Origin of the sequence: Shewanella sp. HN-41 (assembly GCF_000217915.1) — a bacterium.
In the GTDB taxonomy this organism is placed as follows: domain Bacteria; phylum Pseudomonadota; class Gammaproteobacteria; order Enterobacterales; family Shewanellaceae; genus Shewanella.
In genome coordinates this window covers 68,689-92,045 of sequence record NZ_AFOZ01000043.1, presented here as the reverse complement: position 1 = coordinate 92,045, position 23,357 = coordinate 68,689, and the positions used below count along the sequence as shown (strand labels likewise).

Below are 23,357 nucleotides of genomic sequence, written 5' to 3'. Positions count from 1 at the left end.
TGCACCTATTTTCTGCCATCTTAAATCTTATAATCAAAGAACTTACGCTTGTCTGGCCCCGAGGCATTGGCGCTGATCTTATTGGGATGTTTATACTCATCCCAACTGGCCACATTGCGGCCAATATTGAGCCTTGGAAAACTTAAATCCATCAGCGGATGGCGGGCCTCAACCGAGGTAGCATGCGTTGATTGCGCCATAAATTGCAGCAGCTGACTTAATGCGCCTTGCTGACTAACATCGATACTCAAGAAGTTATTTCGCCTAGCAAAGTAAGTAAACACTTCCCTTTGATGACGCTGATAACAGCCAATAAGATGGCGTTCATCCTGTGGATCTTGGACTTCGCCCACGGCGAAGCAATGGCGAAAACTGCGCTTCATAATCGGATGAAAGCGGCCTGTCTTATCATCTAAATGTGGCAACATCCGGCTCAGCAACATCTGCATCGAGGGTACCCAAGTACTTAGGTCTCTATCTAAATAGATAAATTTGGCATCGGGAAATAATCCGTCTAACTGTTTAAAATCGCTAAAACAAGGTGCATCGGAAATGGCATCTGCCTGCATAAAGGCTTCTTTGGTAAAGGCCATATGCGCCACTTTAAGCCCTTGTTCTAGCAGCGCCACACTCACGCTCGTCGTCCCAGTTCTAGGCAAGCCGATAAAAATAACCTTCTGTTTTTGCTCGGCAGCTACCGATTCATACTTGATTGCACTCGGCCTGATTACACTCGACTTAGTCGAATCGCACTGTGGCAGATTGGGCTGCACATCACTGACATCGTTATGCGCCTGAGAATGGGGAGAGATGGCAATAGTTGCGTTATCAGGCATGGATTGGGCTCAGTATTCTTGTCAGCGTGGTCGCGATTGGTGTGTAAATTGGGTTTTAACATTAGCGTTTTATCAACGCTGGCAGTATATCGCAGCGCACAGGTTTTGGTAGCGCAAAGCTGTTGTTGGTGTGTCTGTACCGTCCTGTGAGAGCATATTAACAGCGCAAATTTCCTTTACTCTATAAGCATTTGGGCTAGGTGAGGCGATTACTTGTATTATTTGCCTCATTACACGAGTCAAATAGGTTTGTTAATCGACTTATTATGTGAGTAGAATAGGCTTGTTATTTGACTCATGGGGTAAGATATGTGGATTTGGCAGCAAGCCGATTGGCCTAAATTTCATTGGAATACCAGCAGCATTGATGCCTTGCTGCGTCAGGTCTATTTCAATCAGGGCCAGCTGCTTGGCAAGCAAATGCTAAGTCACGACGACAGCCTGTTAACGTCAGACGCTGCACTCGACACCTTACTCGCTAACATTATCCATTCCAGTGCCATCGAAGGTGAAAAGCTCAATGCGGCTTCGGTGCGTTCATCCTTGGCTAAAAAACTCGGCGTGTCCGAAGACAAACCGTATCCGACCACAGCGCAAACCGATGGTTTAGCTGACATTATGCTCGATGCTTTAAAAAATTTAGATACAGAGTTAACTCTTGAGCGGATATTAGGTTGGCATAAACAGTTATTTCCCCAGGGTTATACGCTGTTTAACCCTGTTATTGGCGGAGCGCTACGTGGCGATATGCCTATGCAGGTTGTCTCTGGCCGCATTGATAAACCAACGGTGCATTTTGAGGCCCCCTCTCGAGCGACTTTGGACGCTGAACTCTCGCAGTTTATTGAATGGTTTAATGCTTCACGGCAAGATCTGGGTTTAGATCCGCTTATCCGTGCGGCGATAACTCACCTTTGGTTTGTGACTCTACACCCGCTTGATGATGGTAATGGGCGCATCACTCGTCTATTGACCGATTTAGTCTTGGCGCAAGCGGAAAAACGCTCGATTCGTTTTTACGCTATGTCGGTCAGTATTCTTGCCCGTCGCCAAGCCTACTATGACATTTTAGAGTCCACTCAAAGGGGCGATGTTGATATTACTCCTTGGTTAGTATGGTTTTTTGAAACCCTCAATGATTGTTTACTCAATGCTATGGCAGATGTGAACAAGACCCTGCGGAAAACTCAGTATTGGCAAAGTGTCGATCAATCCTTATTGAGTCAGGAGCAAGCTAAAGTGCTCAATCGGATGTTAGACGGCGATTTTGAACTAGGGATTAATAGTAGCCAGTACCAAAAGGTCGCTAAGGTGAGCCGCGCCACCGCCACCCGTCATCTTGCGCAAATGGTCGAGCAAGGCTTTTTAGTGAAAGCCGACGCCGGCGGCCGAAGTACAAGGTACTTATTGACGAGTGGGAAATAGAGGCAAGTTTACCTTGGTATTGGATGGTTCATTCTCATTTGCCGAACATCTTTTCCGCGTGGAATTACGGCCTATGTCGTAAGTAATCAATTAGTTTAAAACCTAAGCAATATTAACTCCCTATCGCAAAAGACAAAACCATTCTACAAATCGCAATTTGAATCAAATTGTTATGTGATATATTCGCTACAACTTTGATTGTTAGTCTTGGGGCATATCTGGCTATGGAACAGGTCGGGATTTACGAAAAGCTGATTACTCAACTAGTTGAGCAGCGCTTAGATAAGGACATATTTTTTGTTGGAGAAAGGAAGCTAGAAGTTGCTGAGGCAAGTGTTTGGCTCTCACGTTTTCTGACTAAAGTAATTGAATATGTTATTAATTCTGTTCCCCAAGATGAAAACCAAGTTATCAATCAAATCAGTTTGGCTAATCGGTTAGTGATGTGGCTCAAAGAGCACATTAACGATGATGATTTTATTGATGAAAATCTCATCGATAGCCAAGGCCGAATACTGACAGCTCTTTTTAACAAACAAAACCCTATAGCGACCGATTTACCTAAATATACGGCCGCTATATTTCCATTAACGGGGCTCACTCAGAGTGAGCTTTTTTGCGGTAGTAATGCGGGATTATCGCTTGAAAGTGAGCTTAAACGTGAGATCCGATCATCAGATAAAGTCTATTGGCTGGTGTCATTTATCAAGTGGGCGGGGATTCGCATCTTCAAACATGAACTTGAGGAATTTACTCGCAGTGGCAAAGAGTTACGCATCATCACTACATCTTATATGGGCGCGACTGATGCTAAAGCCGTCGAGTTTTTAGCCAGTTTACCCAATGCCCAAGTCAAATTAAGTTACAACACTAAGCGTGAAAGGCTGCATGCAAAGTCCTATTTATTTCTACGAAATACGGGTTTTCATACCGGTTATATCGGTTCTTCAAATTTATCGCATTCTGCATTGACCAGCGGGCTTGAGTGGAACCTTAAGATCACCACCCAAGAAATTCCCCACATCATTGAGAAATCACTCAGTACCTTTGAAACTTACTGGGAATCGAACGAATTTGAGCTTTTTAGTGGTGATGCGAACAGTAAAGAAAAGTTAAACAATGCGCTCAAAGAAGCGAAAGGTAGTGGCACTGAATCGAGCTCATTTCATTTTGACATTAAGCCGTTTGCGCATCAGCGAGAAATCCTCGAACAGCTTGCAGTAGAACGTAGCGTTCATGGCCGTTTTAAAAATCTTATTGTTGCGGCAACAGGCACGGGCAAGACGATTGTTTCCGCGTTCGATTTTGCGCGGTTTTATAAACTGCATCCAGAAGCCAATTTTCTATTTGTTGCTCATAGGCAAGAAATTTTACAGCAAGCCCTCGGGGCTTATCGTGGTGTGTTAAAGAATAATCAATTTGGCGAGCTATGGGTGGCAGAGCATAAACCAAATAGTTACAAACACTTATTTGCATCTATCCAAAGCTTGAATCTGCAACTTGATAACTTGCCATTAGCGGCTGATTTTTATGATTATATTGTTATTGATGAAGTCCACCACGTTGCTGCGAATAGTTACCGTGGACTCTTAGCTCATTTTGAGCCGACTATTTTACTTGGGCTCACGGCAACCCCTGAACGGCATGATGGTGTCGATATTTTGGCTGACTTCTGCGGTGTCATTGCCGCTGAAATACGTTTACCAGAAGCCATTAATCAACGGCATTTATGTCCATTTCAATATTTTGCGATCGACGATAACACCGACCTTAGCAAGTTAAATTGGAGCCGTGGTCGTTATGACGTCGCTGAGCTGAGCAATTTATACACTCACAATGAACAACGCGTGACGCGCATTATTCGCAGCCTAGCTGAAACTGTAACTGATATTGGCAATATTAAGGCGTTAGCCTTTTGTGTAACCAAGGAACACGCCGAGTTTATGGCGAAGAAGTTCAATTTGGCGGGGATCAGCGCCGATGTGCTGACCAGTGATAATAGTGAAGAGCGCCACCAAAAGCGGCAGAGCTTGGTCAGTGGCAAATTATCCATTTTGTGTGTGGTGGATATTTTTAACGAAGGTGTCGACATTCCAGAGGTCGATACTTTGTTGTTTTTACGGCCAACGGAAAGCTTGACCATATTCCTGCAGCAACTTGGCCGTGGCTTGCGTCTCACCGATGATAAGCAGTGCTGCACAATATTAGATTTTGTCGGGAATTCACGTGATGAATATGATTTCTCGCAAAAATTTAGAGCATTAGTCGGTAAAACCAATCAGTCGATAAAAGATGAAATTCTCAATGACTTTCCGCATCTACCGCTAGGGTGTCGAATTGAGCTTGAGGAAAAAGCACAGTCGATGATTTTGCACAATATTAGCCGCGCAACGCTTAATGCCAATCGATTAACCAGTCTAATAGCAAGCTTTAAACATCAGACTGACTTGCCGCTCACGCTAGGCAATTTTTTGCGCATAAACCCGCAAGTGACCTTGGAAGACATTTATCGAATAAGGATTGATGGTCAATGTGGCTGGACCTTATTAGTCGAGGCTGTTCAGGGTAATCAGATTGCTGAACCTACTGCGCAGTCCGATTTAGCTAAAGCATATTATCGCGCGATTAACTTTCACTTACTCAGTTGTACTTCATTATCCTATTTAATCTTTATCAAACAGTTATGCGAAAATGATTTTGTATTTGACGGGCTAGATCCTATTCAAAATCAGTTTGCTTTGATGTGTCATTACAACTTTTGGGATAAATCAGGTACGGCTTTAAACATTAACAGTTTAGCGGCTAGCTTGTTGATACTACGCAATAAACCGTTACAGGAAGAATTGTTGTCTGTATTGGTTATATTGATTAACCGAATACATCATCAAGAAATAGATTTGGAATTAACGCAGCCCTGCGCATTGAAAGTGCATTCTCGTTATACTCGTGAGCAAATTTTAGCTGCAATTGGTGCAAGCACATTTGAAGCTAAATCGCCTTCAAGAGAAGGTGTGCTTGCGATTAATGAGCAAAACCTTGAGTGTTTATTTGTCACGTTAAATAAATCAGAGAAGCAGTTTTCACCGACAACCATGTATCACGACTATGCCATTAGCGAACATCTATTCCACTGGCAATCGCAAAATAGCGCACGGCCAGAACGAGGTCGAGGTCTTAGTTATATTGAGCAACAAAAGCTGGGGAAAACCGTGCTGTTGTTTGTTCGAGAGCAGTCAAAAGATGAAAATGGCCGCACAATGGGATTCGTGAATTTTGGCAAAGTGCATTATGTCAGCCATAACGGTTCACAACCCATGAATATTACATGGCGATTAGAGCAGCCAATACCTGATGTAATGTGGCATGACGCGGTTAAACTGGCAGTGGGCTAAGTACTACTTTCCCAGTCTTTCCGCCAACTTCTCCATCAAAAACTCAATCAATACTGTCACTTTGGTAGGGAGGTATTTGCGCTGCGGATAAACGGCATAGATACCGTGTTCGGGCAGTGGAAAGTCAGTGAGTATGGCTTGCAAACGCCCTGATTGTAGATCTGGCTCTATAATAAAGCGCGGCAGGTTAGCGATACCTAAGCCATCGAGGCAGGCTTGATGGATGGCATCACTATTATTTACTTGGTAGTTGCCCTTAGGTTGGATACGCTGCGTCCCTTCGGCGTTATGGAAGGTCCATTCCACACCATCTTGAAAATAAGAGTAAAACAAGCAGTTGTGCTGGGTTAATGCCGCAGGTGTGGCTGGTAAGCCGTGCTGGGCAAGATACGCAGGAGATGCGCAGATCACACTCAAACAAGGGGCAATTTTACGGGCAATAAGGCTTGAATCTGGCAGTTCGCCGATACGAATCGCCAAATCAAAGCCGCCAGCAATTAAATCGGTTGTCTTATCATCCATCTGCATTTGCAGTTGTATTTTGGGGTAACGGCGTAGAAATTCAGGGATCAAAGGGGCGATATACAAGCGACCAAACACCATAGGCACAGAAATCCGTAGATTACCTTTGGGCGTTTGTTGTAACTCGGAGATGGCATCCAATCCTTCTTGGGTGAGCTGCACCGCCGGGCGAACATACTCGAAATAGCGTACACCAGCGTCTGTTAGACTCAAGCTACGTGTAGTGCGTTGTAATAGTTGAATCCCTAGATGTTGTTCTAGCAGAGTGATGCGTTTGCTGATGGCCGATTTGCTAAGCCCGAGCTTTTGCCCCGCGGCGGAAAAGCTACCGCATTCCACCACAGTGACAAAAATAGGCAGGGCTGAAAAATGTTCCATATGCGCTCCATCCCTTTTAAGCTAGATTGCTGAATTACTGTTGGATTTTAATCCGTCTTTGACTCTCTGAGTGATAGGTAGAGTGTGTTTACTGTTGAGTTATGCTCAACGATAGGTTGTATTAGTACGGTATTATCAATCATAGGCAAAAACTGTAGACTATTTTGCAACAAAAAACGCGTCCCCACTAATAGAACCTTGATCAGATTCTGCAAGTTCGTTACCCCATGTTGAATGATGGCCAGCTTTATCTCGGGTCGAGTTAATCTGGTACTGTGTAGCGGTTTTTCTATATTGTGAGTGTGCGGGATTCTTAGAATTTTACTGATTGATCAGTGCATTTTATCTTTCGTTAGGAGTGTTATCTTGTCCTCAAGCCAAACTCATTTCACGGCCACACCCTATACTTGGGTGCTTTTTGATGCCGATGAAACCCTATTTTATTTCGATGCCTTTGCAGGGCTTAAACTGATGTTTGCAGGTTTTGGGGTCGATTTTACTCAAGCCGATTTTGATGAGTATCAGTTAGTTAACAAACCGCTTTGGGTCGATTATCAAGATGGCAAGATCACCGCCTCTGAGTTGCAGACCACACGTTTCGAACCTTGGGCCATCAAACTCGATGTCGATCCTCAAGTGCTCAATAGCGCTTTTTTAGCTGCTATGGCTGAAATTTGTTCTCCTCTACCCGGCGCCCGCGAGTTATTAGCCGCGCTGCAGGGTAAGGCCAAATTGGGCATAATCACCAACGGTTTTACTGAGCTACAAACCGTGCGTTTAGCGCGTACAGGCTTACAGCATCATTTTGATATTTTAGTGATTTCAGAAAAAGTCGGCATGGCTAAACCCGATGTAGGCATCTTCGAGCATGCCTTTGAATTAATGGGCCATCCTGAGCGTGAAACTGTGCTTATGGTCGGCGATAATCCCCATTCCGATATTCAAGGTGGCATCAATGCGGGGATTCATACTTGCTGGTATAACGTCCACGGCCACGATGTGCCAACCGGTATTGTCCCGCACTATCAAGTGCGCTCGCACGATGAGCTACACAATATCCTCTTCCCGCACGGGATATCATGATTGTCGCGAGGGATATCATGCGCACGGATTAATCAGTGGTGGTCTATCGCTAATCCGTTAGTGTTGCTACTTGATGCCATTAAACAAAAAAGCCCCTAATTTAGGGGCTTTTGAGTATCTAAAATGCGTTAACTATCATTACTCAACGTTTTGGATCTGAATATTTTTATTTACAATAAAGCCATTATTTAACAATGGGTAGCATGTTTTATCCTGTGGTAATTCGCATTGATACCCACCGATATACCCACCATATACTTATGCCTTAACGAGATGATTCTTTGTTTTACTATTTGCTAGCCGTTTTAGCTGGTCTTGCTCGTTTTCTAGGGCGGGGACCTGAAGTCTGGTTTTGCTCACTGCTTTCTTCCGATTCTGTAGCCTCTACGGGCTCCTCTAAGGGAAGTTGCACAATGTCGATTAAAGTATGGGCTCTAGTTGCTTGAATCAGATGGTCAGCAGTGAGCTTTGAGCGGTTTTTTACAGCTTTTTCAATGAGAGCGAATAGAATTGATGAATTGTCTTTTACGGCTTGAAGTTCACTCATTAGCGCAGTCATCTGCTTTTTTAATCGGTTGTTATAATGTTTCTGTAGATGAAGCTCATCGTTAAGCTTCGTATCTGTAAACGACTGATTGTACTTTATTTCAGCTTTTTTCGCCTTTTCCGCCTCTTTACCTTTGCGCTCCTCATCCTTTAAGCCGATGAGAAGCTTATAGTTATCATCGATGAGAGACTGAAAAAGTTGAATATTCGTGATTTTTGCCTCTTTTGCCATCTCCTTGAATTTGTTCTTATGCTCGATTGAAACACTGATGTTGAGCATCTTTGCTTTGCATGCAAGCCTCCTATTGTGTGCTTCCCATGCTTTTTCCATTTTTCGATAAAATTCGAAAGTGGCTCTTTCATTACTGTCTTTAAACCAATTGAAAAGCGTCGATTTAACTTCAATTATTGTTGGATTCTGGCTAAAAAAAATCCCTTTTTTGTAAAGGTATTTAGTCACCCAAGCCAGTAGCAATTTGTGCGTTTTGTTTCGGTAAAAGAAGTCAAACTTTGCTTCAAATTCGGCCTGGCGCTTAATGTCCATCATGCAAACAACCTTTATCACTTAATTGTAATAATGTAAATACTTTTTAAAATTTTATTTACTGTGATTTTAACACTTTTTTGTTTTCAATTACTAGTAATTTACTAGTAATTTTAAATTGCAATTACCTACCTGTTATGGAAGTATTTATTAATAGTTCTCTATCATTGAAATTCAAATGAAGCGCTTACTTAGTTCGCTCAAAGGTGCCAAACCAGAATCCAGATTTTTTATTTCCCTATGGTTTAGATTTTTTGCACCTGAAGCTGGGGTCCCATTACCCGTAGCAGAGATAGCAAAAATGCTAGGCGTTTCTAAGAATGTTGTCATGTCGTCTCTTGCCTACATGACTACTGAAGGTTTTTTTGAAAGGAGTCACATTCATCTAGGAGTTAGGGCTGGCAGACCCACATCACAGTATTTTGCGACCAATAAACTGCTTGCTATTTTATGTGATGATGAACATCCAAGATTTCACGCTGGTCTGATCGAAGAATTACATTACAACAATCACCAACATTTGACGTTGAGCAATCGTTTACTGCTTTGCGTCTTCTTGCTTCACGCAAATGAGTACGGTTTGGTGGAAAACTTGGGATTCTCAGTCATTGCTCAGATGACCGGAATGAGTAATGACCAATTCAATTCACAGCTAGATAAGCTTTCTAGGCTTAGATATCTCAGGAAGTTGAGTTCTGGGGTCACTTCAAAGGTGATTTTTGGATCCAGGCCTTCAATTTATCTGCTAGATATTACAAATGAGCGGTTTTCTAGTGCAATATTCCGCTCCGTTACTTGTGAGCAAGCTATTGGGTATGACTACGAGGAGATGCTAAACAGCCTTATAGCTCGCTCGTTGGGGGGCTTAACAGGGTATCGCAATGCACAGCGAGAAAAAGATGCCGATAGAAAGGAGCGGCAACTAAAAATCTATGAAAATGCAAAGGAAAAATTTGATGGCCTTGCATGTACAGGGAACTCAGAACGTAGTTGGATGCTGTTTGCTGAGCTGAAGCGTCGACCAGTGTTGAAATATTTTCTGTATGAAAAAATACTGCTCTTAGCCGCTCAGAAGGTGTTTTCCGGAGAAAACCGTGATGAGACTTGGTTTCTTCAACTGGCAGCAGAATTTCGCATGGAGCTTGAGCCCAGATTTGAAAAAGGGGCTGTCCTTGCCAAGGACCGAGGTAGTGAAGCTGTTGCTGAAGTGGGAGATGCTGAATGTCGGGAGCTCGCATCACAAAGTCGTGAGGATGGTGACTCGCTTGATTTTTGGGATCTGGAGGTGTTTTCTCAAATCTTAGCAAATCGTATTATTTTGCCAGTGATTGAAGCCTTGGAAAGCAAGATAGCCATTCTCGAACAGCATTTTGACATGCCGTTTTCATCTGCTTTTGTCCTGGAAGATAAACAGACAGAAGGAGTCAGCATTAAGCCCACCCGTTCTATTCTTGGCCTGTATCCTGTTTCGCAAGCTCAAGTTGTGAAACGAGTGTACGTCAACACGGGCAAAGTCCATGACCTAGATGTTTGCAACTCGGAACAATGAGGTGATGTTGACTTCAGTGGTTTAACTATCGAGTGACGCAATGCCATGATTTCCCGGCTGGCCTGATCATTTGTGCCTTGGGCGCTGGCGATTTAGTGCAGCGATTTGTCTGTTTGTTATTACTACAGGTGTGTCGTTACTTACATTTTAACCTTTAGTATCAGTGCATTGATTGCTGAGTAGAGTTAGTCGCTCTTATAGGCGAGCTAACTCTTGCAAGTGATATCAAGCCCTTTGGGGCTTTTGAGTTATAAATTACACAAACCCCATACGTTATGTAACTTAACCAATATGGGATATCAATATGTACTCACGTCACACCTCAAACACTAACCTTACCGTCATCAGCAATGGCCAATACCAAGGTCTCAATGTTTATCCTAGGCCACTCAGCGCTGAATACTTAAGCGCCATTCTACAGACCTTACAGGCAGCTCTGAATGAGCATCCTCGTACCTTCATGGTGCGGTTTGATTTACATCTACCACAGCTTAACTTTCGCGACTCACCAACGGTTTATGATTCAACGGTGATCAGCAAATTCTTTAAATCTCTGAATGCTAAAATCCAGCATGACAGGCTTACCAAGGGCCGTGAGGGTAAGCGGGTGCATCCTTGTACTCTGCGTTATGTTTGGGCAAGGGAGCGAGCTGATGCCGATACAGACCATTACCATATCGCTATCTTCCTCAATAACGATGCCTATAGCCATCTCGGTAACTACAATCGGTTTGGACAAAACCTGAGTACTAAGATTGTTGAAGCCTGGGCCAGTGCTTTAGGGCTCGATGATTTCAGTACGCGGCATTTAGTGCATTTTCCTGAAGATACGCCTGTGTACTATATCAACCGTAATGCCAACAATTATCCTCAAACCTTTGCGAGCGCTTTCTTCCGCTTGAGCTATTTTGCAAAGCTAGAGACGAAGCATTATGGTGATAGAACACGTTCATTCGGTTGCAGTCGTATTTAAGCGTGGTGACAGAGTGATTAGCGTCTTAAGGTTTGAGCTAAAAAATAAAGGTGCTTACCTGTGAGACTCGATCTTTATAGGTCCTTAAGTATGTCAACGATAGCGGCTTGAGGGCCGCTTCGTTGTTAAAGAGATGACTCCAATACTTATGACCTTAGCCAGTGCCATGCATCGGCTATCAGTTCAGCACCGGCTTTTACGCCATTGATGCCCACTTCTGCTGTCGTTAGCACGGTGTTTAAACCGGTTTCTACACTGCCGGTGATGAGCTTGATCCCAGCATCGGCTATCTCTCCTTGGCTTAAGCAAGCATAACTTTCACCTAGAGTTTGTGTGGTGCCTTTTAGTAGGCATTCTGCTGGTTTAGCAACAAGATCCCCAGGTGTCCCTAGCAGCGTGTTGACGTTATCGGGTAGCCCTAGGTATTCACCGGTCATCTTAGCGGCGGTAGAGGCTAACACGACGTTTGCGACAGTCCCCGTGGCCAACTTCGACGCAGTGCTTCCCAGTAAGCCTACTCTGGCAGAGCCTTGCAGCGCAATGTGGGTGAGATTACTCACCTGATTGGAGGTGCTACTCCCTTCTAAGCATTCGTTGACGAACTGCTCACAATTGTTCGTAGCAACGCCGTATGGGCTGTGACCCAGTTGACTGCGCGCTAGCTCAATAGCTTGATGGGGAAACAAGCTGGACTTTTTCACTCTGATCTTATGGCCATCCGCAAATTGCTGCAGATCGATTTCTTCGATGATGCCCTGTTTAGATAAGTGAATCACATTGCCACGGCCGATATAGAGGCCATGGTGTTCGGTTAAGCCAAGAGGATCGATATTGGTGACGAGGTGATCACCAGGTTGTAGTACTTGCATGAATATTTTCCTTAGCCAAGGTTCTATCATTGCGACGCGCTATTTCGCCATGCAGACTAGGTTAGTTGCAGGTGTTCACGTTGATAGTCCGTTGGCTGTGTGAGGATTAAAGATGAGGCACTATCGAGTAAGCGATAAGCGCGGGTTAGATTTCCAGTTCGACAAAGTCCTTATCAATATCGTCTTGCTCAATACCGATATACCGCAGGGTGGTTTCTTCGGCGCTGTGTCTGAGCATTTTCATCACTCGGCCAATATCTTTGGTTTGTTGATACAGCAGATAGCCTCGCGTCTTACGCATTGAGTGGGTGCCTAAGGCGATTTTGAGCTCTTCACCTATCATCGCCAGTGCGCGGCAAATATAGCGGCGTGACAAAGGCGCGGGTTTAATGTTTTTCGCCCGTTGATTACGGTAGGACTGAAACAGGTAGATATGGTTAGGATGCTCGCGCGCAATACGCTGTATCCGTTCCAGAGTTTTTGAGTTGAGCTTGATATTGGCAATTTTGCCAGTTTTAGATTCCTTGATGATGAGTCTATCGCCGTGGATATCGCTGAATTTAATCGAAAGTAAGTCGGAGATCCTCAGGGCGAGATTAAGGCCGATATTCCACACATCGGCCAGTTGCTGACTAAACTGTCTTTCGAGCAGATAGCTGATAAGCTTAACGGTGTCTTGATCTTTAACGGCGTGAACCTCAGGCATGGTCATGTTCCTCTTTTTTACCATAGCGTGTTTTTGGGCACTTGCGTTGCGCGAAGCCTTATGGGGCAAGGGGTTGAGTGTTCCCGTTTTAGGATTCTGGGAACTTGATTTGGCTAAGAGGGTTAATCCAAGCTGACCTTCACCTTGTAAACGCCCATATCGAAATAAGCGGCAAAGTTTTGGGTAAATAAATCGATTAATGCTCTGCATTCCTGCTCACCGATCCAGCCACTAAACAAGCTATAGACCTGCTTGCTGTTAAAGCAGATATCGATGTCTTTAACGAGTTCAGGGAAGGGATAGCCACGATAGGCAAAATCAGTGACGTACACTAAACGCCAATGTTCCTGCTGTTTCTCTAGTCGTACTTCGACAGGATGAAAGCCACCATCTTCGGCGCTGTAATCTGGATCTCTAAAATTGAGCGTGATCGCATTGGCATCTTTTGGATCGACGTCAGCCAGTTCCTTTTCAATGACTTGGTAAAAACGATTAGGCATTAATGGCAGTTGGTTACGGTTAATGATTAACTTCATGGGATATTCCTTCTTTGATTTACGCGCACACGCAAGAGCCTAGGAGCTAAAACTCCTGGGCTCTTGCTGTGTTTGCTGGTGGGGTAAAATTGCGTGAAACGAGTCTGATGGAGCGTGATGAGGTATTTAGGATGCGCTATGGTTTTACAAGGTTATCGAAGGGCTGTGTGTTAATGCGAGTAGTGGTTTGTCAGCGGTTTGATAGACAGCAATATACAAATAACCATGGCTGCCTAATGTATCGGCCTCACAGGTAAAGTCATCGTACTCAATGGTGACGCAGTGCTGCTCTCTTGCATCGATTTCACAGCTGACGACTAAACGCTCAAGTTGTTTAACCAATTTCGGAAAAGTGTGATTGAAGCGTTCGCGTACTTCAGGGGAAAACTCACCGACAAAACTTGCTCTGTCATTGAGATAATCCAAATGCAGACCACGCAAAATCAGTCTCGCACCAAAGCGGGGAGATACTTTACGGGGCAGACCCCAGGCGTGCTCAATATCGAAAAGTTTTAGGGTTGTCATAGGAACCTCTATGGTTGAAAGGGTGAAACTTTGGGAGTGGGTTGCTTGTTAGCTGGCGAGCTAAAGCAGTGATAAATACAAGTGGCTAATGGAGTTGATGACGTTTAGGTAACGGTTTGCAAAATTAGGTATGGACGCTCCAATTGGGTTGTTCATTGCTGCCATGGTTAAAGTACACGCCGTTGATCACCCTTTGCCATTCACCCATAGGCACTCCATAAGTGTCACAGGGGCAAACATAGCGGCAAAAGCTGATCTCCTTGGGCAAGTGCTCAACTACATCACGGTGAAAAACAAATAATACGGTTTTATGTAGCTCGCGGTGTGGTGCAACAACTGGCTTGCCAATCACTTGGCCCATGGCATTAAGCGGGCGCACAAACATCGGCAAAATCAGTTCAATCGCCAAACGGTTACGCAGTTCAGGAAACGCGGCGCAGGCTTCGGCGACACAGGCCTGCGAAAAGCTGTCGGTAAATTCAATCATGATGGACTCCTTGATTTGGCGTGGCAGGCTTTAATGCTGGCTAGAGTAAGCCTCGTTCAGCAAAGGACACTGGCGTGCGGCCAACCACGATATGGTCGAGCACGCGCACATCGATAAGCGCTAATGCATCGGTTAACCGTTTGGTGATGTGCTTATCTGCCGTTGAAGGTTCAGACTCGCCGGAGGGATGGTTATGGGTAAAAATCACTGCCGCCGCATTGACGGCCAACACAGCTTTAACCACTTCTCTAGGATAGACACTGGCTGCATCTAAGGTGCCAAAGAACAGCTCTTTAAACTCCAGTAATTGATGCTGGTTATCGAGCAGCATTACCGCAAACACCTTCCGCTCATAACCGCCGAGTTTGTAAGTTAAAAAATCCTTAGTGGCTTGAGGGTTGGTATAGGCGTCCTTCTTTATATAGCGTTCGGCAATGATATTGGCGGCAGAGGCAAGAACCTCTTCGGTCGTTTGTGGCCAGTGACTCACGGAGTTGGTAACTGGTTCTATGTGCGTCGTTTTTGTTGACATATCTGACTCCTTGAAAGCGTTAATGGGCTTATGCAAAGGAGTGATATATATCTGAAAAGATTTGGAAATAGAGAAAAAGTTAAAAATTACTAGAAGGACATATGTGATGAGACAATAACCGAGAAACTCATCATGAAACTAATTCGCCTTACAAAAGTTATGGATTACACAGGACTAGCGCGTTCCACTATCTACAAGTACATCGCAGAAGGAACATTTCCCAGACCTGTGTCACTCGGTAGCCGAGCTGCCGCTTGGGTAGAAAGTGAAGTGCAAGAATGGATTTTAACAAGAATAGAGGAGCGAGATGCCCAAAGTGCAACCGTTTAAGCCCATATCAACATCCGTTTTACTGCACATTAATTAACTTCAGAATATCCCTTACAACCTCCCGCCTTCAAAGGCTAAGAGTGTCCTCCATTACTAGATTGAAATGCTTTTTCTTGGCTGAATCCCTCTGTAAGTAAGCCTATGAGCAATAAATAAAAACAACCTCACTAAACCAAGGGAACCACCGAAAAGAAGCTAGGGTAAGGACAAAATCCAGAGCTTACAGAACTTGCTTAGTTACTATTCCTAGAACACTACCAGCCTAGCAATCACGATGCATTAAGCACTGGAATGGTAAAGATAATTCAAACAGGGCACTCACTGACGTATAGACAAGCGCATCGCCCTCACCGGCATGCGCCTGTCTTGTCGCCCTGATGCTTAACTCAAGGGATGGATGCATCTATCCCTTAGTCCTTCGTCCTCAAAGCGTTTAACTCCAATTTTCAAACGACGAAGAGCACGTATTTACATGGCCAAATTACCTGCCAAGAAAACCTACGGAGGCTTTGAAGATACTCTAAGGGATAATGCCGCTCAACAGCGTGACAGCTAAGTACAAAGACTGTGTGCTATCTCACTGGATTAGATGGATCTTTTCTGACACAATCCTATAAATTATCTGCGCCAATACAATCGACTTAACTGTTTAATAAATCTGCTTTTAACATGATATTCGAAAGCTTCTAGGCGATTACCGCTGCAGTTTTTGCCACAAGAATAATAAGAGGTGAGGCACAGGGATGGTCGATACAATTCCAAGCTATGAAGAGATGATGCCTGCAGTGCTTAAGGTGTTAGCTGGCGGCCAGCAAAAACCATTGAAGCAGGTTTATGATGACGTTGCTGTCCTCTATGGCTTTTCTGAAGAGCAGCTTGCGCTCACCTTGCCCAGCGGTAAACAAACCTACATTCGTAGCCGTGTTGGTTGGGCTAAAACCTATCTGGTTAAAGCGGGACTTATCCATCAACCTAAGCGTGGTATCTGCGAAATAACCAACAGGGGAAGGGAAGCTCTGGCGAGTGGTCAGCTTATTAATAACGACTATTTATCTCTGTTTGATACCTTTAATGACTTTAGAAGTGCTCACCATGAGCAATCAACAGAACAAGGCAAAATAGAGCGTTATGCCAGTATCAGTCATAACGATAATACTCAAACCCCAACAGAGTTAATGGCGCAAGCCTTCACCGCCCTTAATTCGGCCCTTGCCGATGAATTGATTGAACAAATCCACACATTATCGCCCAAGTTTTTCGAACAGCTGGTGGTCGATTTGATGCTGGCCATGGGCTACGGCGGCAGTCAAAAGGATGCTGGTCAAGCAACCCAATACAGCAGTGATGGCGGTGTTGATGGTATCATCAAAGAGGATAAGCTCGGGCTAGACTCCATCTACTTGCAAGCCAAACGCTATCGCGATTCCACAGTCGGCAGACCGGATATTCAAGCCTTCGCCGGTGCACTCGACATGCACCGCGCCCGCAAAGGCGTATTTATTACCACCTCCAGTTTCAGTAAAGACGCCCGTGATTTTGTTACCCGCATTGAAAAACGCATCGTGCTCATTGACGGCCGCGAACTGGCCGCGCTGATGATAGAGCACAATGTCGGTGTTTCGACACGCGAGCTATACGCCGTTAAGGCAATTGATTCAGATTATTTTTGGGAAGAGTGATTTTTGAACTCGCTCACTCTGCAAATATCTTCAGTAGCATCAGATTATTAAGCAGCGATTGGATCTGCCTTGTGTGAATGTGTTGAATGGATTTAGGGATAGTTAAGATGGACAAGAATAAGCTCAGCGAACGAGACATCTGTACCAAATTCATTACTCCAGCGATTGAGAGAGCAGGTTGGAAGCGCGATCAATTCTTCGAGGAGGTTAACCTAACTGCCGGTCGTGTCATGGTTAAAGGTAAGCTGGCGGCACGGATAAAAAATCCAGAAGCCAAAGGCGGCCCTAAACGTGCAGACTATGTGTTGTATGCGAAGCCGAACTTACCAATTGCAGTCATCGAGGCGAAGCAAGCAAAATACTCGGTGGGTCACGGCATGCAACAGGCACTTAGCTATGCCGAAATGCTTGACGTACCTTTCGCCCTAAGTAGCAATGGCAGCGGCTTTCTACTCCATGACAGAACTGGTTTAACCCATTCAGTAGAATCAGAATTAAGTCTCGATGAATTCCCAAGCCTAGACACCTTGTGGCCTCTTTACCAACGTTGGAAAGGCATAGCAACCGAAACCGATACGCTCCTCGAGCAACCCTACCATAGTGATGGCAGCGGAAAAGGTCCTCGTTATTACCAAAGAGTTGCAATCAATAGAACTATCGAAGCCATTGCTAAAGGACAAAACCGGATACTGCTGGTTATGGCCACTGGTACCGGGAAAACCTATACGGCTTTTCAAATCATCTGGCGGCTTTGGAAATCCAAGGCTAAAAAACGCATCTTGTTTCTAGCCGATCGCAATATCTTGGTTGACCAAACCATGCAGCAAGACTTTGCGCCTTTCGGCAAATACATGCATAAAGTCACCAATCGAGAGGCTAAAAAGAATTACGAAATTTACTTAGCGCTTTATCAAGCTGTTACAGGTAAAGAAGACTGGAAGCAAATATATCTTCAGTTTCCATCAGATTTTTTCGATTTAATCGTAATTGATGAATGCCATCGTGGCAGTGCGAAGGAAGACTCTGCGTGGCACGAAATTCTCAGATACTTTGAAAGCGCAACTCACATTGGCCTAACAGCAACTCCAAAAGAAAAAGGGCGATTGATGGTGAAATTATCAACCCTGAGTTTAACTACAAGTATTTTGGTGACCCCATCTACACCTATTCTCTTAAGCAAGGTATTGAAGACGGATTTCTCGCTCCTTACAAAGTTATCCGCATTGCATCCAACGTTGATGCATTAGGTTATACACCCGAAAAAGGCAAAATAGATAAATATGGTCAAGAAGTAGAACAACGTCATTACAATACCAAGGATTACGACCGAAACATTATCCTAGAGAGGCGTACACGCTTCGTTGCCAAAAAAGTATGGGAATACCTGTCAAACACTGACCCCATGGCAAAGACAATTATATTTTGTGATGAGCAAGATCACGCTGAGCGTATGCGTCAGGAATTGGTCAAGCTTATCCCTGCTGCTGCAAGTAACCGGCGATATGTCATGAGAATTACCGGTGATGACAAGGAAGGCAAAGCGCAACTGTCTTACTTTATCGACAACGATGAGCCTTATCCCGTTATTGCAACAACATCTAAGCTGCTCACTACAGGCGTGGATGCCAAGACTTGCAAACTCATTGTTCTTGATCAAAACATCAACTCAATGACCGAGTTTAAACAGATAATTGGTCGCGGCACTCGCCTAAGGGAAGATTACAACAAGCTCTATTTCACCATCATGGATTTCAAGGGGGCGACACGTTTATTCTCTGATCCCGACTTTGATGGTGAACCGGTTGTTGTCTATGAGCCCGGTGAGGATGATCCAGTAGTTCCCAATGATGATGGGGAACTCCCCCCCGATCCTGACTCCAGCAGAGATAACGGCAACAATGATGGAAAAGAAATCCGTGAGCCTCGGAAAAAATTCTACCTGGATGATGTCGCAGTGGGTTTGGCTGCAGAACGTTCGCAATACTTGGATATTGATGGAAAACTCATCACTGAGGACTATCAAGGACATCTAAAAGAGCAGATTGAACAATCCCTCAAGGAAAGTTTTGGTACACTATCTGGCTTCCTAAAACGCTGGAATGAGAGCGAGAGAAAGCAGGCCATTATCGACGAACTGGCCGAACATGGCATCGATTTGGCCTTGTTGCAGCATGCAATACCCAATGGCGATGAAATGGATGCATTCGATTTGATTGCACATCTTGCTTTTGACCAAAAGCCCCTGACTCGCAAGGAACGAGCAAACCAAGTAAAAAACGGGATGCGTTTGGTAAATACGGCCAGCAGGCCAAAGCCGTGCTGGAGGCCTTAGTTGAAAAGTTTGCTGAAAACGGTGTCCTAGACATTGAAAACCCAACAATTTTAGAGCTGCCCCCTTTTGATAAGCTTGGTAGCAAAACCCAGATTAGACGCGGTATTTTTGGCGGTATCGAACAATACCTACAGGCCATAAAAGAGTTAGAAATTGAATTATACCGAGATGATCTGAGTGCCTGATCATTTCAATAGAGTGGACAATTAGATGAATTTAACTAGCACAATCAAAAGCATCCAAGACATCATGCGCAAAGACGACGGCGTTGATGGCGATGCTCAGCGCCTAGGTCAGCTCACCTGGATGCTATTTTTAAAGGTCTTTGACCAGCGCGAAGAAGAGTGGGAGGACGATAACAGTACCTACGTATCACCCTTGCCAAAAGGGCTACGCTGGCGAGACTGGGCAGCTTACGTTCCGGGTGCCGATGGCAAAAAAGCGCCACAGATTGCTGCCAGTGAAATCATTAGCTTTGTTAACAATGATTTGTTTCCTGAGCTAAAAGAAATAGATGCAAATGCCAGCCCGCTTCATAAAGTCATTCGCAGCGTGTTTGAAGACGCTAACAACTACATGAAATCCGGCACCCAACTGCTGGCGGTGATCGAAAAGCTCGAAGAAGCAATCAACTTTCACGACTTTAAAACCCGCGCTAATATTGGTGATGTGTACGAGCAACTCCTTAATGACCTACGTGGTGCAGGAAACGCGGGTGAGTTTTATACCCCCCGCGCCATTACTGCCTTTATGGCCGACCGCGTTAACCCGCGCTTGGATAAACGCGAAAGCGTCATGGACCCAGCCTGCGGCACCGGCGGTTTCTTAACCGCCGCTATTGAGCATCTGCGTAATCAGCTCACCACGAAATCGGGCGCAGAAGACAAGCGCGCCATTGAAGACCTCATTCACGGCATCGAGAAAAAACAACTGCCGCATCTGTTGTGTACCACCAATATGCTATTGCACGGTATTGATGTGCCAAGCCAAATAGAACATATGAACACATTGGGTAGAGGTTGGAACGATTGGAGTGCAAACCATAAGGTTGATTGTATCATCACCAACCCGCCTTTCGGTGGTTATGAGGACGACGGCGTCGGCAGCGATTACCCGGCCGACTTAAAAACCCGTGAAACCGCCGATATGTTTATGGCGCTGATCATCAAAAAGCTTCTTAAAGAAAACGGTCGCGCCGCAGTGGTATTGCCCGATGGCTTTTTATTTGGTGATGGCATAAAAGGCACGCTTAAAAAACTGCTGCTGCAAGAATGCAAACTGCACACCATCATCCGCCTGCCCAAAGGTGTATTTGCACCTTACACTACCATTAAAACCAACCTGCTGTTTTTCACCAAAGGCGCACGAGTAGACGATGGCAGCGAACACTTTCACACCGATACCATTTGGTTTTACGAACACCCCTACCCAGCGGGCTACAAAAGCTACAGCAAAACCAAACCCATTCGTCTGGAAGAATTCAAACCAGAGCAAGATTGGTGGGGCGATGAAAGCGACGACTTTGCCAGCCGTGAAGAAAACGAGTTCGCCTGGAAGGTCGATTTCAAAACCAAACGCGAACAGGCCGAAGCGGCCGCTTTACCTCACTGGAAGAATGCTGAAAGTTTACGCAATCAAGCGTTAGATACTCGCAGGCAGGCAAAGTATCTCAGTGACTCTTTAACTGGTCGAAGAAAGGATGACGGCATTTCAGAATTGCTTAATGAGCAGTTGACTGACTTACACGCAGATTTAACTGGTGCAAGTGATAGCCAGCGCCTCTACAAGGCTGCGCTCATCAGCGCCTTACAATCGGCTATTCAAGAAGCGACACCAGAAAGAGTTATTATCAACCTAACCAATGCTATCGAGTCCCTTAAAAATAAGACTGATTCTCTAGAGTTAAAGGCCCGCGATGCCCAAGCCGCTGGTGATCGCCTCTATTGGCCCATTTTTAACTTGGATTTAAAAAACCCCAACGCGCCGGAAGAAGTAAGCTACGACCCAGACGAACTGTTAATTAAGTACAAAAAGTTGCTCGGCGAAATTGAAGAAACCGAAAACCAGCTAAAAAGCGAACTGGCCGCAGCGCTCTCCCACCACTTTAATGGTGAGGACGCCTAATGGACGCGAATCATTTTTTGGCCGAATTTGGCCATATTGCTAATGCACCAAATGGGATAATCAAACTTCGAGAGTTAGTCTTGCAGTTAGCAATTTCAGGGCGACTAGTGGAACGGGGTGAGTCCGTTCTGTCTGTAGAAGAGACTATCAAAGAAGCTAATGATCTCCGTAATGCTTACGAAGAAGCGCTTAAGCTGCGCTCGACCAGAATGCAGCCCCCATTGTCGAAGATTCCGTACATTATTCCTGATCACTGGAAATGGGAACGTTTGGAAAGACTTTGCAAATATATCCAGCGGGGTAAAGGACCAAAATACGTAGATAAAAGTTCTACTTACGTCGTTTCGCAAAAATGTATTCAGTGGAGTGGCTTTGATTTAACACCAGCGCGTTATGTAGCAGATGAGTCGCTACAGACATATGGTAAAGAGCGCTACCTATGCGAAGGCGATTTACTTTGGAACTCAACTGGCACGGGAACCGCTGGCCGAGTTGCAATCTATTCGGCTGCAGAAGAACAACTTGCAGTAGCAGACTCACATGTGACAGTTATCCGGCTTGCGAATTGCTTGCCACGTTATTTTTGGTGTGTGATTGCTTCTCCATGGGTGCAGTTGCGCATTAAACCGTCGCATTCCGATTCACTTGTATCAGGTACAACCCAGCAGGTGGAATTAAATACCACTACTGTTAGAGCACTTCCCATACCTCTTCCACCACTCGAAGAACAAAGCCGCATTGTTGCCAAAGTCGATGAGCTGATGGCTTTATGCGATCAGCTGGAAGCGCAGCAGAAAAAACGCCGAACCCTGCAAAACCACCTGCGCCAATCCACCCTGCAAGCCGTCGCCGCCAGCCAAAGCCCCCGCGAACTGCAAGAAAGCTGGCAACGCCTGCAAGCCAACATCGGCCAATTGTTTTCCGCGCCGGAGGATGTAGGAGCACTTCGCACTCTCATATTGAACTTGGGAATGCGCGGTCTTTTGGTTGAAAATAATGAATTCAATACACCAGTAGACGAACTATTAAGTGCGATTGCATCGGAACGACAGGCATTAATTTCATCTAAAGTATTAAAGCCAAACGCAGCTATACCCATGCCTCACCAAGATGATTTGCCTTACGTGCTTCCAAAAGGATGGAAGTGGGCGAGAATCATGGACTTGGTAGATGTTGGCACCGGCGCCACCCCAGCAAAAACAGAAAATAGCTATTACGGCGGCAGTACACCTTGGTACACAAGTTCAGCAACAAATGAAAAAATTGCTCGACTGCCTGAAACTTTCATTACTGACAAAGCACTCAAGGAAACCAACTGCAAAATATTCCCAGCCGGAAGCCTTATTGTGGCAATGTATGGGCAGGGAAAAACCCGTGGTCAAATAAGTGAAATTGTTGTCGCAGGTGCAACAAATCAAGCTGTTGCCGCACTTGTATTCTTTGATGCTTCTTTGGGAACGAAGCGATTTATAAAATATTTCTTTGAAAAAATATACGACGAGATACGCGAACAAGCTGAAGGAGGTCCGCAACCTAATCTCAATGTAAGAAAAATTAAAGAAACGTTAATTCCTGTTCCACCAATTGAAGAGCAGGAAAAAATTGTTATTCGCTTAGATGAGCTAATGAATATCTGCGATCAACTAGAGGGGTTGCGCAATGAAAAAAGCAAAAGCTCTGAGCGCCTAGCAACAGCAGCTGTCTCCGCCCTCACCGGCATCGCCATCGAACAAGAAGAGGAACCTATGAAAACCCCACAAACCGAACTTGTCGCACCGGTTCGTTTAGGCACGCCACCCGATGTGAAAGCCCAGGCCCCGCTGGCCACTATTTTGGCCCGCCATAACGGCGAGATGAGCGCCAAAGATTTATGGCAGCGTTTTGGTGGTGAGATAGATGCTTTTTACGCCCAGTTAAAAACCGAAGTCGCCCACGGTTGGTTGCTGGAACCCGAACCCGCCGAAATGCGCGAGAAGGCCGCGAGCTAAA

At 45.0% G+C, this 23,357-nt stretch carries 18 protein-coding genes and 1 pseudogene; 10 read left to right on the top strand and 9 right to left on the bottom strand.

Going from position 1 to position 23,357, the window contains the following annotated elements; translation table 11 throughout:
* Positions 1-20 precede the first annotated feature (20 nt).
* Complete coding sequence (locus SOHN41_RS16910; protein WP_007651378.1) at positions 21-836, bottom strand: sulfotransferase family protein; 816 nt, start codon at positions 834-836, stop codon at positions 21-23.
* 309 nt (positions 837-1,145) lie between these two features.
* On the opposite strand from SOHN41_RS16910, the gene SOHN41_RS16905 reads away from it, so the two are divergent.
* Both SOHN41_RS16905 and SOHN41_RS16900 read left to right on the top strand, forming a co-directional pair.
* Positions 1,146-2,261: a Fic family protein gene (locus tag SOHN41_RS16905; protein ID WP_007651376.1), complete on the top strand. Its 1,116-nt coding sequence runs from the start codon at positions 1,146-1,148 to the stop codon at positions 2,259-2,261.
* Between the two features lie 224 nt (positions 2,262-2,485).
* Complete coding sequence (locus tag SOHN41_RS16900; RefSeq protein ID WP_007651374.1) at positions 2,486-5,653, top strand: DUF3427 domain-containing protein; 3,168 nt, start codon at positions 2,486-2,488, stop codon at positions 5,651-5,653.
* Between the two features lie 3 nt (positions 5,654-5,656).
* Here the strand turns inward: SOHN41_RS16900 and SOHN41_RS16895 are convergent, their stop codons facing one another.
* Positions 5,657-6,553: a LysR family transcriptional regulator gene (locus SOHN41_RS16895; protein WP_007651372.1), complete on the bottom strand. Its 897-nt coding sequence runs from the start codon at positions 6,551-6,553 to the stop codon at positions 5,657-5,659.
* Between the two features lie 366 nt (positions 6,554-6,919).
* Here SOHN41_RS16895 and yjjG point away from each other — a divergent pair, with 366 nt between their 5' ends.
* Positions 6,920-7,636, top strand: coding sequence for a pyrimidine 5'-nucleotidase (gene yjjG / locus SOHN41_RS16890; protein WP_007651369.1), 717 nt, complete (start codon positions 6,920-6,922; stop codon positions 7,634-7,636).
* 289 nt (positions 7,637-7,925) lie between these two features.
* On the opposite strand, the gene SOHN41_RS16885 is transcribed toward yjjG, so the two are convergent.
* Positions 7,926-8,729 (bottom strand): hypothetical protein, encoded by an 804-nt coding sequence (locus SOHN41_RS16885; protein WP_007651368.1) that lies wholly within the window; start codon positions 8,727-8,729, stop codon positions 7,926-7,928.
* A gap of 175 nt (positions 8,730-8,904) precedes the next feature.
* Between SOHN41_RS16885 and SOHN41_RS16880 the strand changes: the two genes are divergently transcribed.
* On the top strand, positions 8,905-10,275 hold the full coding sequence (locus SOHN41_RS16880) for a hypothetical protein (RefSeq protein ID WP_007651367.1): 1,371 nt from the start codon (positions 8,905-8,907) through the stop codon (positions 10,273-10,275).
* A gap of 304 nt (positions 10,276-10,579) precedes the next feature.
* The gene (locus tag SOHN41_RS16875; protein ID WP_007651361.1) at positions 10,580-11,248 is read left to right on the top strand and encodes an inovirus Gp2 family protein; all 669 of its coding nucleotides are present in this window, start codon (positions 10,580-10,582) and stop codon (positions 11,246-11,248) included.
* Between the two features lie 146 nt (positions 11,249-11,394).
* Here the strand turns inward: SOHN41_RS16875 and SOHN41_RS16870 are convergent, their stop codons facing one another.
* The 6 genes from SOHN41_RS16870 to radC all read right to left on the bottom strand — a co-directional run bounded on the left by SOHN41_RS16870 (position 11,395) and on the right by radC (position 14,903).
* Positions 11,395-12,117: a lecithin retinol acyltransferase family protein gene (locus SOHN41_RS16870; protein ID WP_007651359.1), complete on the bottom strand. Its 723-nt coding sequence runs from the start codon at positions 12,115-12,117 to the stop codon at positions 11,395-11,397.
* Between the two features lie 145 nt (positions 12,118-12,262).
* The gene (locus tag SOHN41_RS16865; RefSeq protein WP_007651358.1) at positions 12,263-12,823 is read right to left on the bottom strand and encodes a tyrosine-type recombinase/integrase; all 561 of its coding nucleotides are present in this window, start codon (positions 12,821-12,823) and stop codon (positions 12,263-12,265) included.
* Positions 12,824-12,945: 122 nt separating this feature from the next.
* Positions 12,946-13,359: a DUF2787 domain-containing protein gene (locus SOHN41_RS16860; protein WP_007651356.1), complete on the bottom strand. Its 414-nt coding sequence runs from the start codon at positions 13,357-13,359 to the stop codon at positions 12,946-12,948.
* Between the two features lie 144 nt (positions 13,360-13,503).
* Positions 13,504-13,884, bottom strand: a complete 381-nt coding sequence (locus SOHN41_RS16855) for a type IV toxin-antitoxin system YeeU family antitoxin (protein ID WP_007651355.1) — start codon at positions 13,882-13,884, stop codon at positions 13,504-13,506.
* A 124-nt stretch (positions 13,885-14,008) separates the two neighbouring features.
* Positions 14,009-14,371 carry a hypothetical protein gene (locus SOHN41_RS16850; protein WP_007651353.1) on the bottom strand — a complete coding sequence of 121 codons (363 nt, stop codon included), beginning with the start codon at positions 14,369-14,371 and terminating at the stop codon, positions 14,009-14,011.
* 40 nt (positions 14,372-14,411) lie between these two features.
* A complete protein-coding gene (gene radC, locus SOHN41_RS16845) occupies positions 14,412-14,903 on the bottom strand; it encodes a RadC family protein (RefSeq protein WP_007651352.1) in 492 nt (163 codons plus the stop codon).
* A 132-nt stretch (positions 14,904-15,035) separates the two neighbouring features.
* Between radC and SOHN41_RS16840 the strand changes: the two genes are divergently transcribed.
* From SOHN41_RS16840 to SOHN41_RS16810, 5 genes and pseudogenes are all read left to right on the top strand, one after another.
* Positions 15,036-15,233, top strand: coding sequence for a helix-turn-helix transcriptional regulator (locus SOHN41_RS16840; protein WP_037459496.1), 198 nt, complete (start codon positions 15,036-15,038; stop codon positions 15,231-15,233).
* A 743-nt stretch (positions 15,234-15,976) separates the two neighbouring features.
* The gene (locus tag SOHN41_RS16835) at positions 15,977-16,912 is read left to right on the top strand and encodes a restriction endonuclease (protein WP_007651347.1); all 936 of its coding nucleotides are present in this window, start codon (positions 15,977-15,979) and stop codon (positions 16,910-16,912) included.
* Positions 16,913-17,019: 107 nt separating this feature from the next.
* Positions 17,020-19,429: pseudogene (hsdR, locus tag SOHN41_RS20660) on the top strand (EcoAI/FtnUII family type I restriction enzme subunit R).
* 25 nt (positions 19,430-19,454) lie between these two features.
* On the top strand, positions 19,455-21,368 hold the full coding sequence (locus SOHN41_RS16815) for an N-6 DNA methylase (protein ID WP_007651342.1): 1,914 nt from the start codon (positions 19,455-19,457) through the stop codon (positions 21,366-21,368).
* On the top strand, positions 21,368-23,356 hold the full coding sequence (locus tag SOHN41_RS16810; protein WP_037459490.1) for a restriction endonuclease subunit S: 1,989 nt from the start codon (positions 21,368-21,370) through the stop codon (positions 23,354-23,356). Before SOHN41_RS16815 ends, SOHN41_RS16810 begins: the two co-directional genes overlap by 1 nt.
* Position 23,357: the final 1 nt, after the last annotated feature.

Excerpts from the sequence above, each read along its gene's own strand:
- SOHN41_RS16910 (WP_007651378.1), bottom strand. The coding sequence starts at position 836 with ATGCCTGATAACGCAACTATTGCCATCTCTCCCCATTCTCAGGCGCAT.
- SOHN41_RS16880 (WP_007651367.1), top strand. The coding sequence starts at position 8,905 with ATGAAGCGCTTACTTAGTTCGCTCAAAGGTGCCAAACCAGAATCCAGA.
- SOHN41_RS16850 (WP_007651353.1), bottom strand. The coding sequence starts at position 14,371 with ATGATTGAATTTACCGACAGCTTTTCGCAGGCCTGTGTCGCCGAAGCC.
- SOHN41_RS16840 (WP_037459496.1), top strand. The coding sequence starts at position 15,036 with ATGAAACTAATTCGCCTTACAAAAGTTATGGATTACACAGGACTAGCG.
- SOHN41_RS16885 (WP_007651368.1), bottom strand. The coding sequence starts at position 8,729 with ATGATGGACATTAAGCGCCAGGCCGAATTTGAAGCAAAGTTTGACTTC.
- SOHN41_RS16900 (WP_007651374.1), top strand. The coding sequence starts at position 2,486 with ATGGAACAGGTCGGGATTTACGAAAAGCTGATTACTCAACTAGTTGAG.
- SOHN41_RS16810 (WP_037459490.1), top strand. The coding sequence starts at position 21,368 with ATGGACGCGAATCATTTTTTGGCCGAATTTGGCCATATTGCTAATGCA.
- SOHN41_RS16835 (WP_007651347.1), top strand. The coding sequence starts at position 15,977 with ATGGTCGATACAATTCCAAGCTATGAAGAGATGATGCCTGCAGTGCTT.
- SOHN41_RS16870 (WP_007651359.1), bottom strand. The coding sequence starts at position 12,117 with ATGCAAGTACTACAACCTGGTGATCACCTCGTCACCAATATCGATCCT.
- SOHN41_RS16860 (WP_007651356.1), bottom strand. The coding sequence starts at position 13,359 with ATGAAGTTAATCATTAACCGTAACCAACTGCCATTAATGCCTAATCGT.
- SOHN41_RS16895 (WP_007651372.1), bottom strand. The coding sequence starts at position 6,553 with ATGGAACATTTTTCAGCCCTGCCTATTTTTGTCACTGTGGTGGAATGC.
- SOHN41_RS16875 (WP_007651361.1), top strand. The coding sequence starts at position 10,580 with ATGTACTCACGTCACACCTCAAACACTAACCTTACCGTCATCAGCAAT.
- SOHN41_RS16905 (WP_007651376.1), top strand. The coding sequence starts at position 1,146 with ATGTGGATTTGGCAGCAAGCCGATTGGCCTAAATTTCATTGGAATACC.
- SOHN41_RS16815 (WP_007651342.1), top strand. The coding sequence starts at position 19,455 with ATGAATTTAACTAGCACAATCAAAAGCATCCAAGACATCATGCGCAAA.
- SOHN41_RS16855 (WP_007651355.1), bottom strand. The coding sequence starts at position 13,884 with ATGACAACCCTAAAACTTTTCGATATTGAGCACGCCTGGGGTCTGCCC.
- SOHN41_RS16865 (WP_007651358.1), bottom strand. The coding sequence starts at position 12,823 with ATGCCTGAGGTTCACGCCGTTAAAGATCAAGACACCGTTAAGCTTATC.
- radC (WP_007651352.1), bottom strand. The coding sequence starts at position 14,903 with ATGTCAACAAAAACGACGCACATAGAACCAGTTACCAACTCCGTGAGT.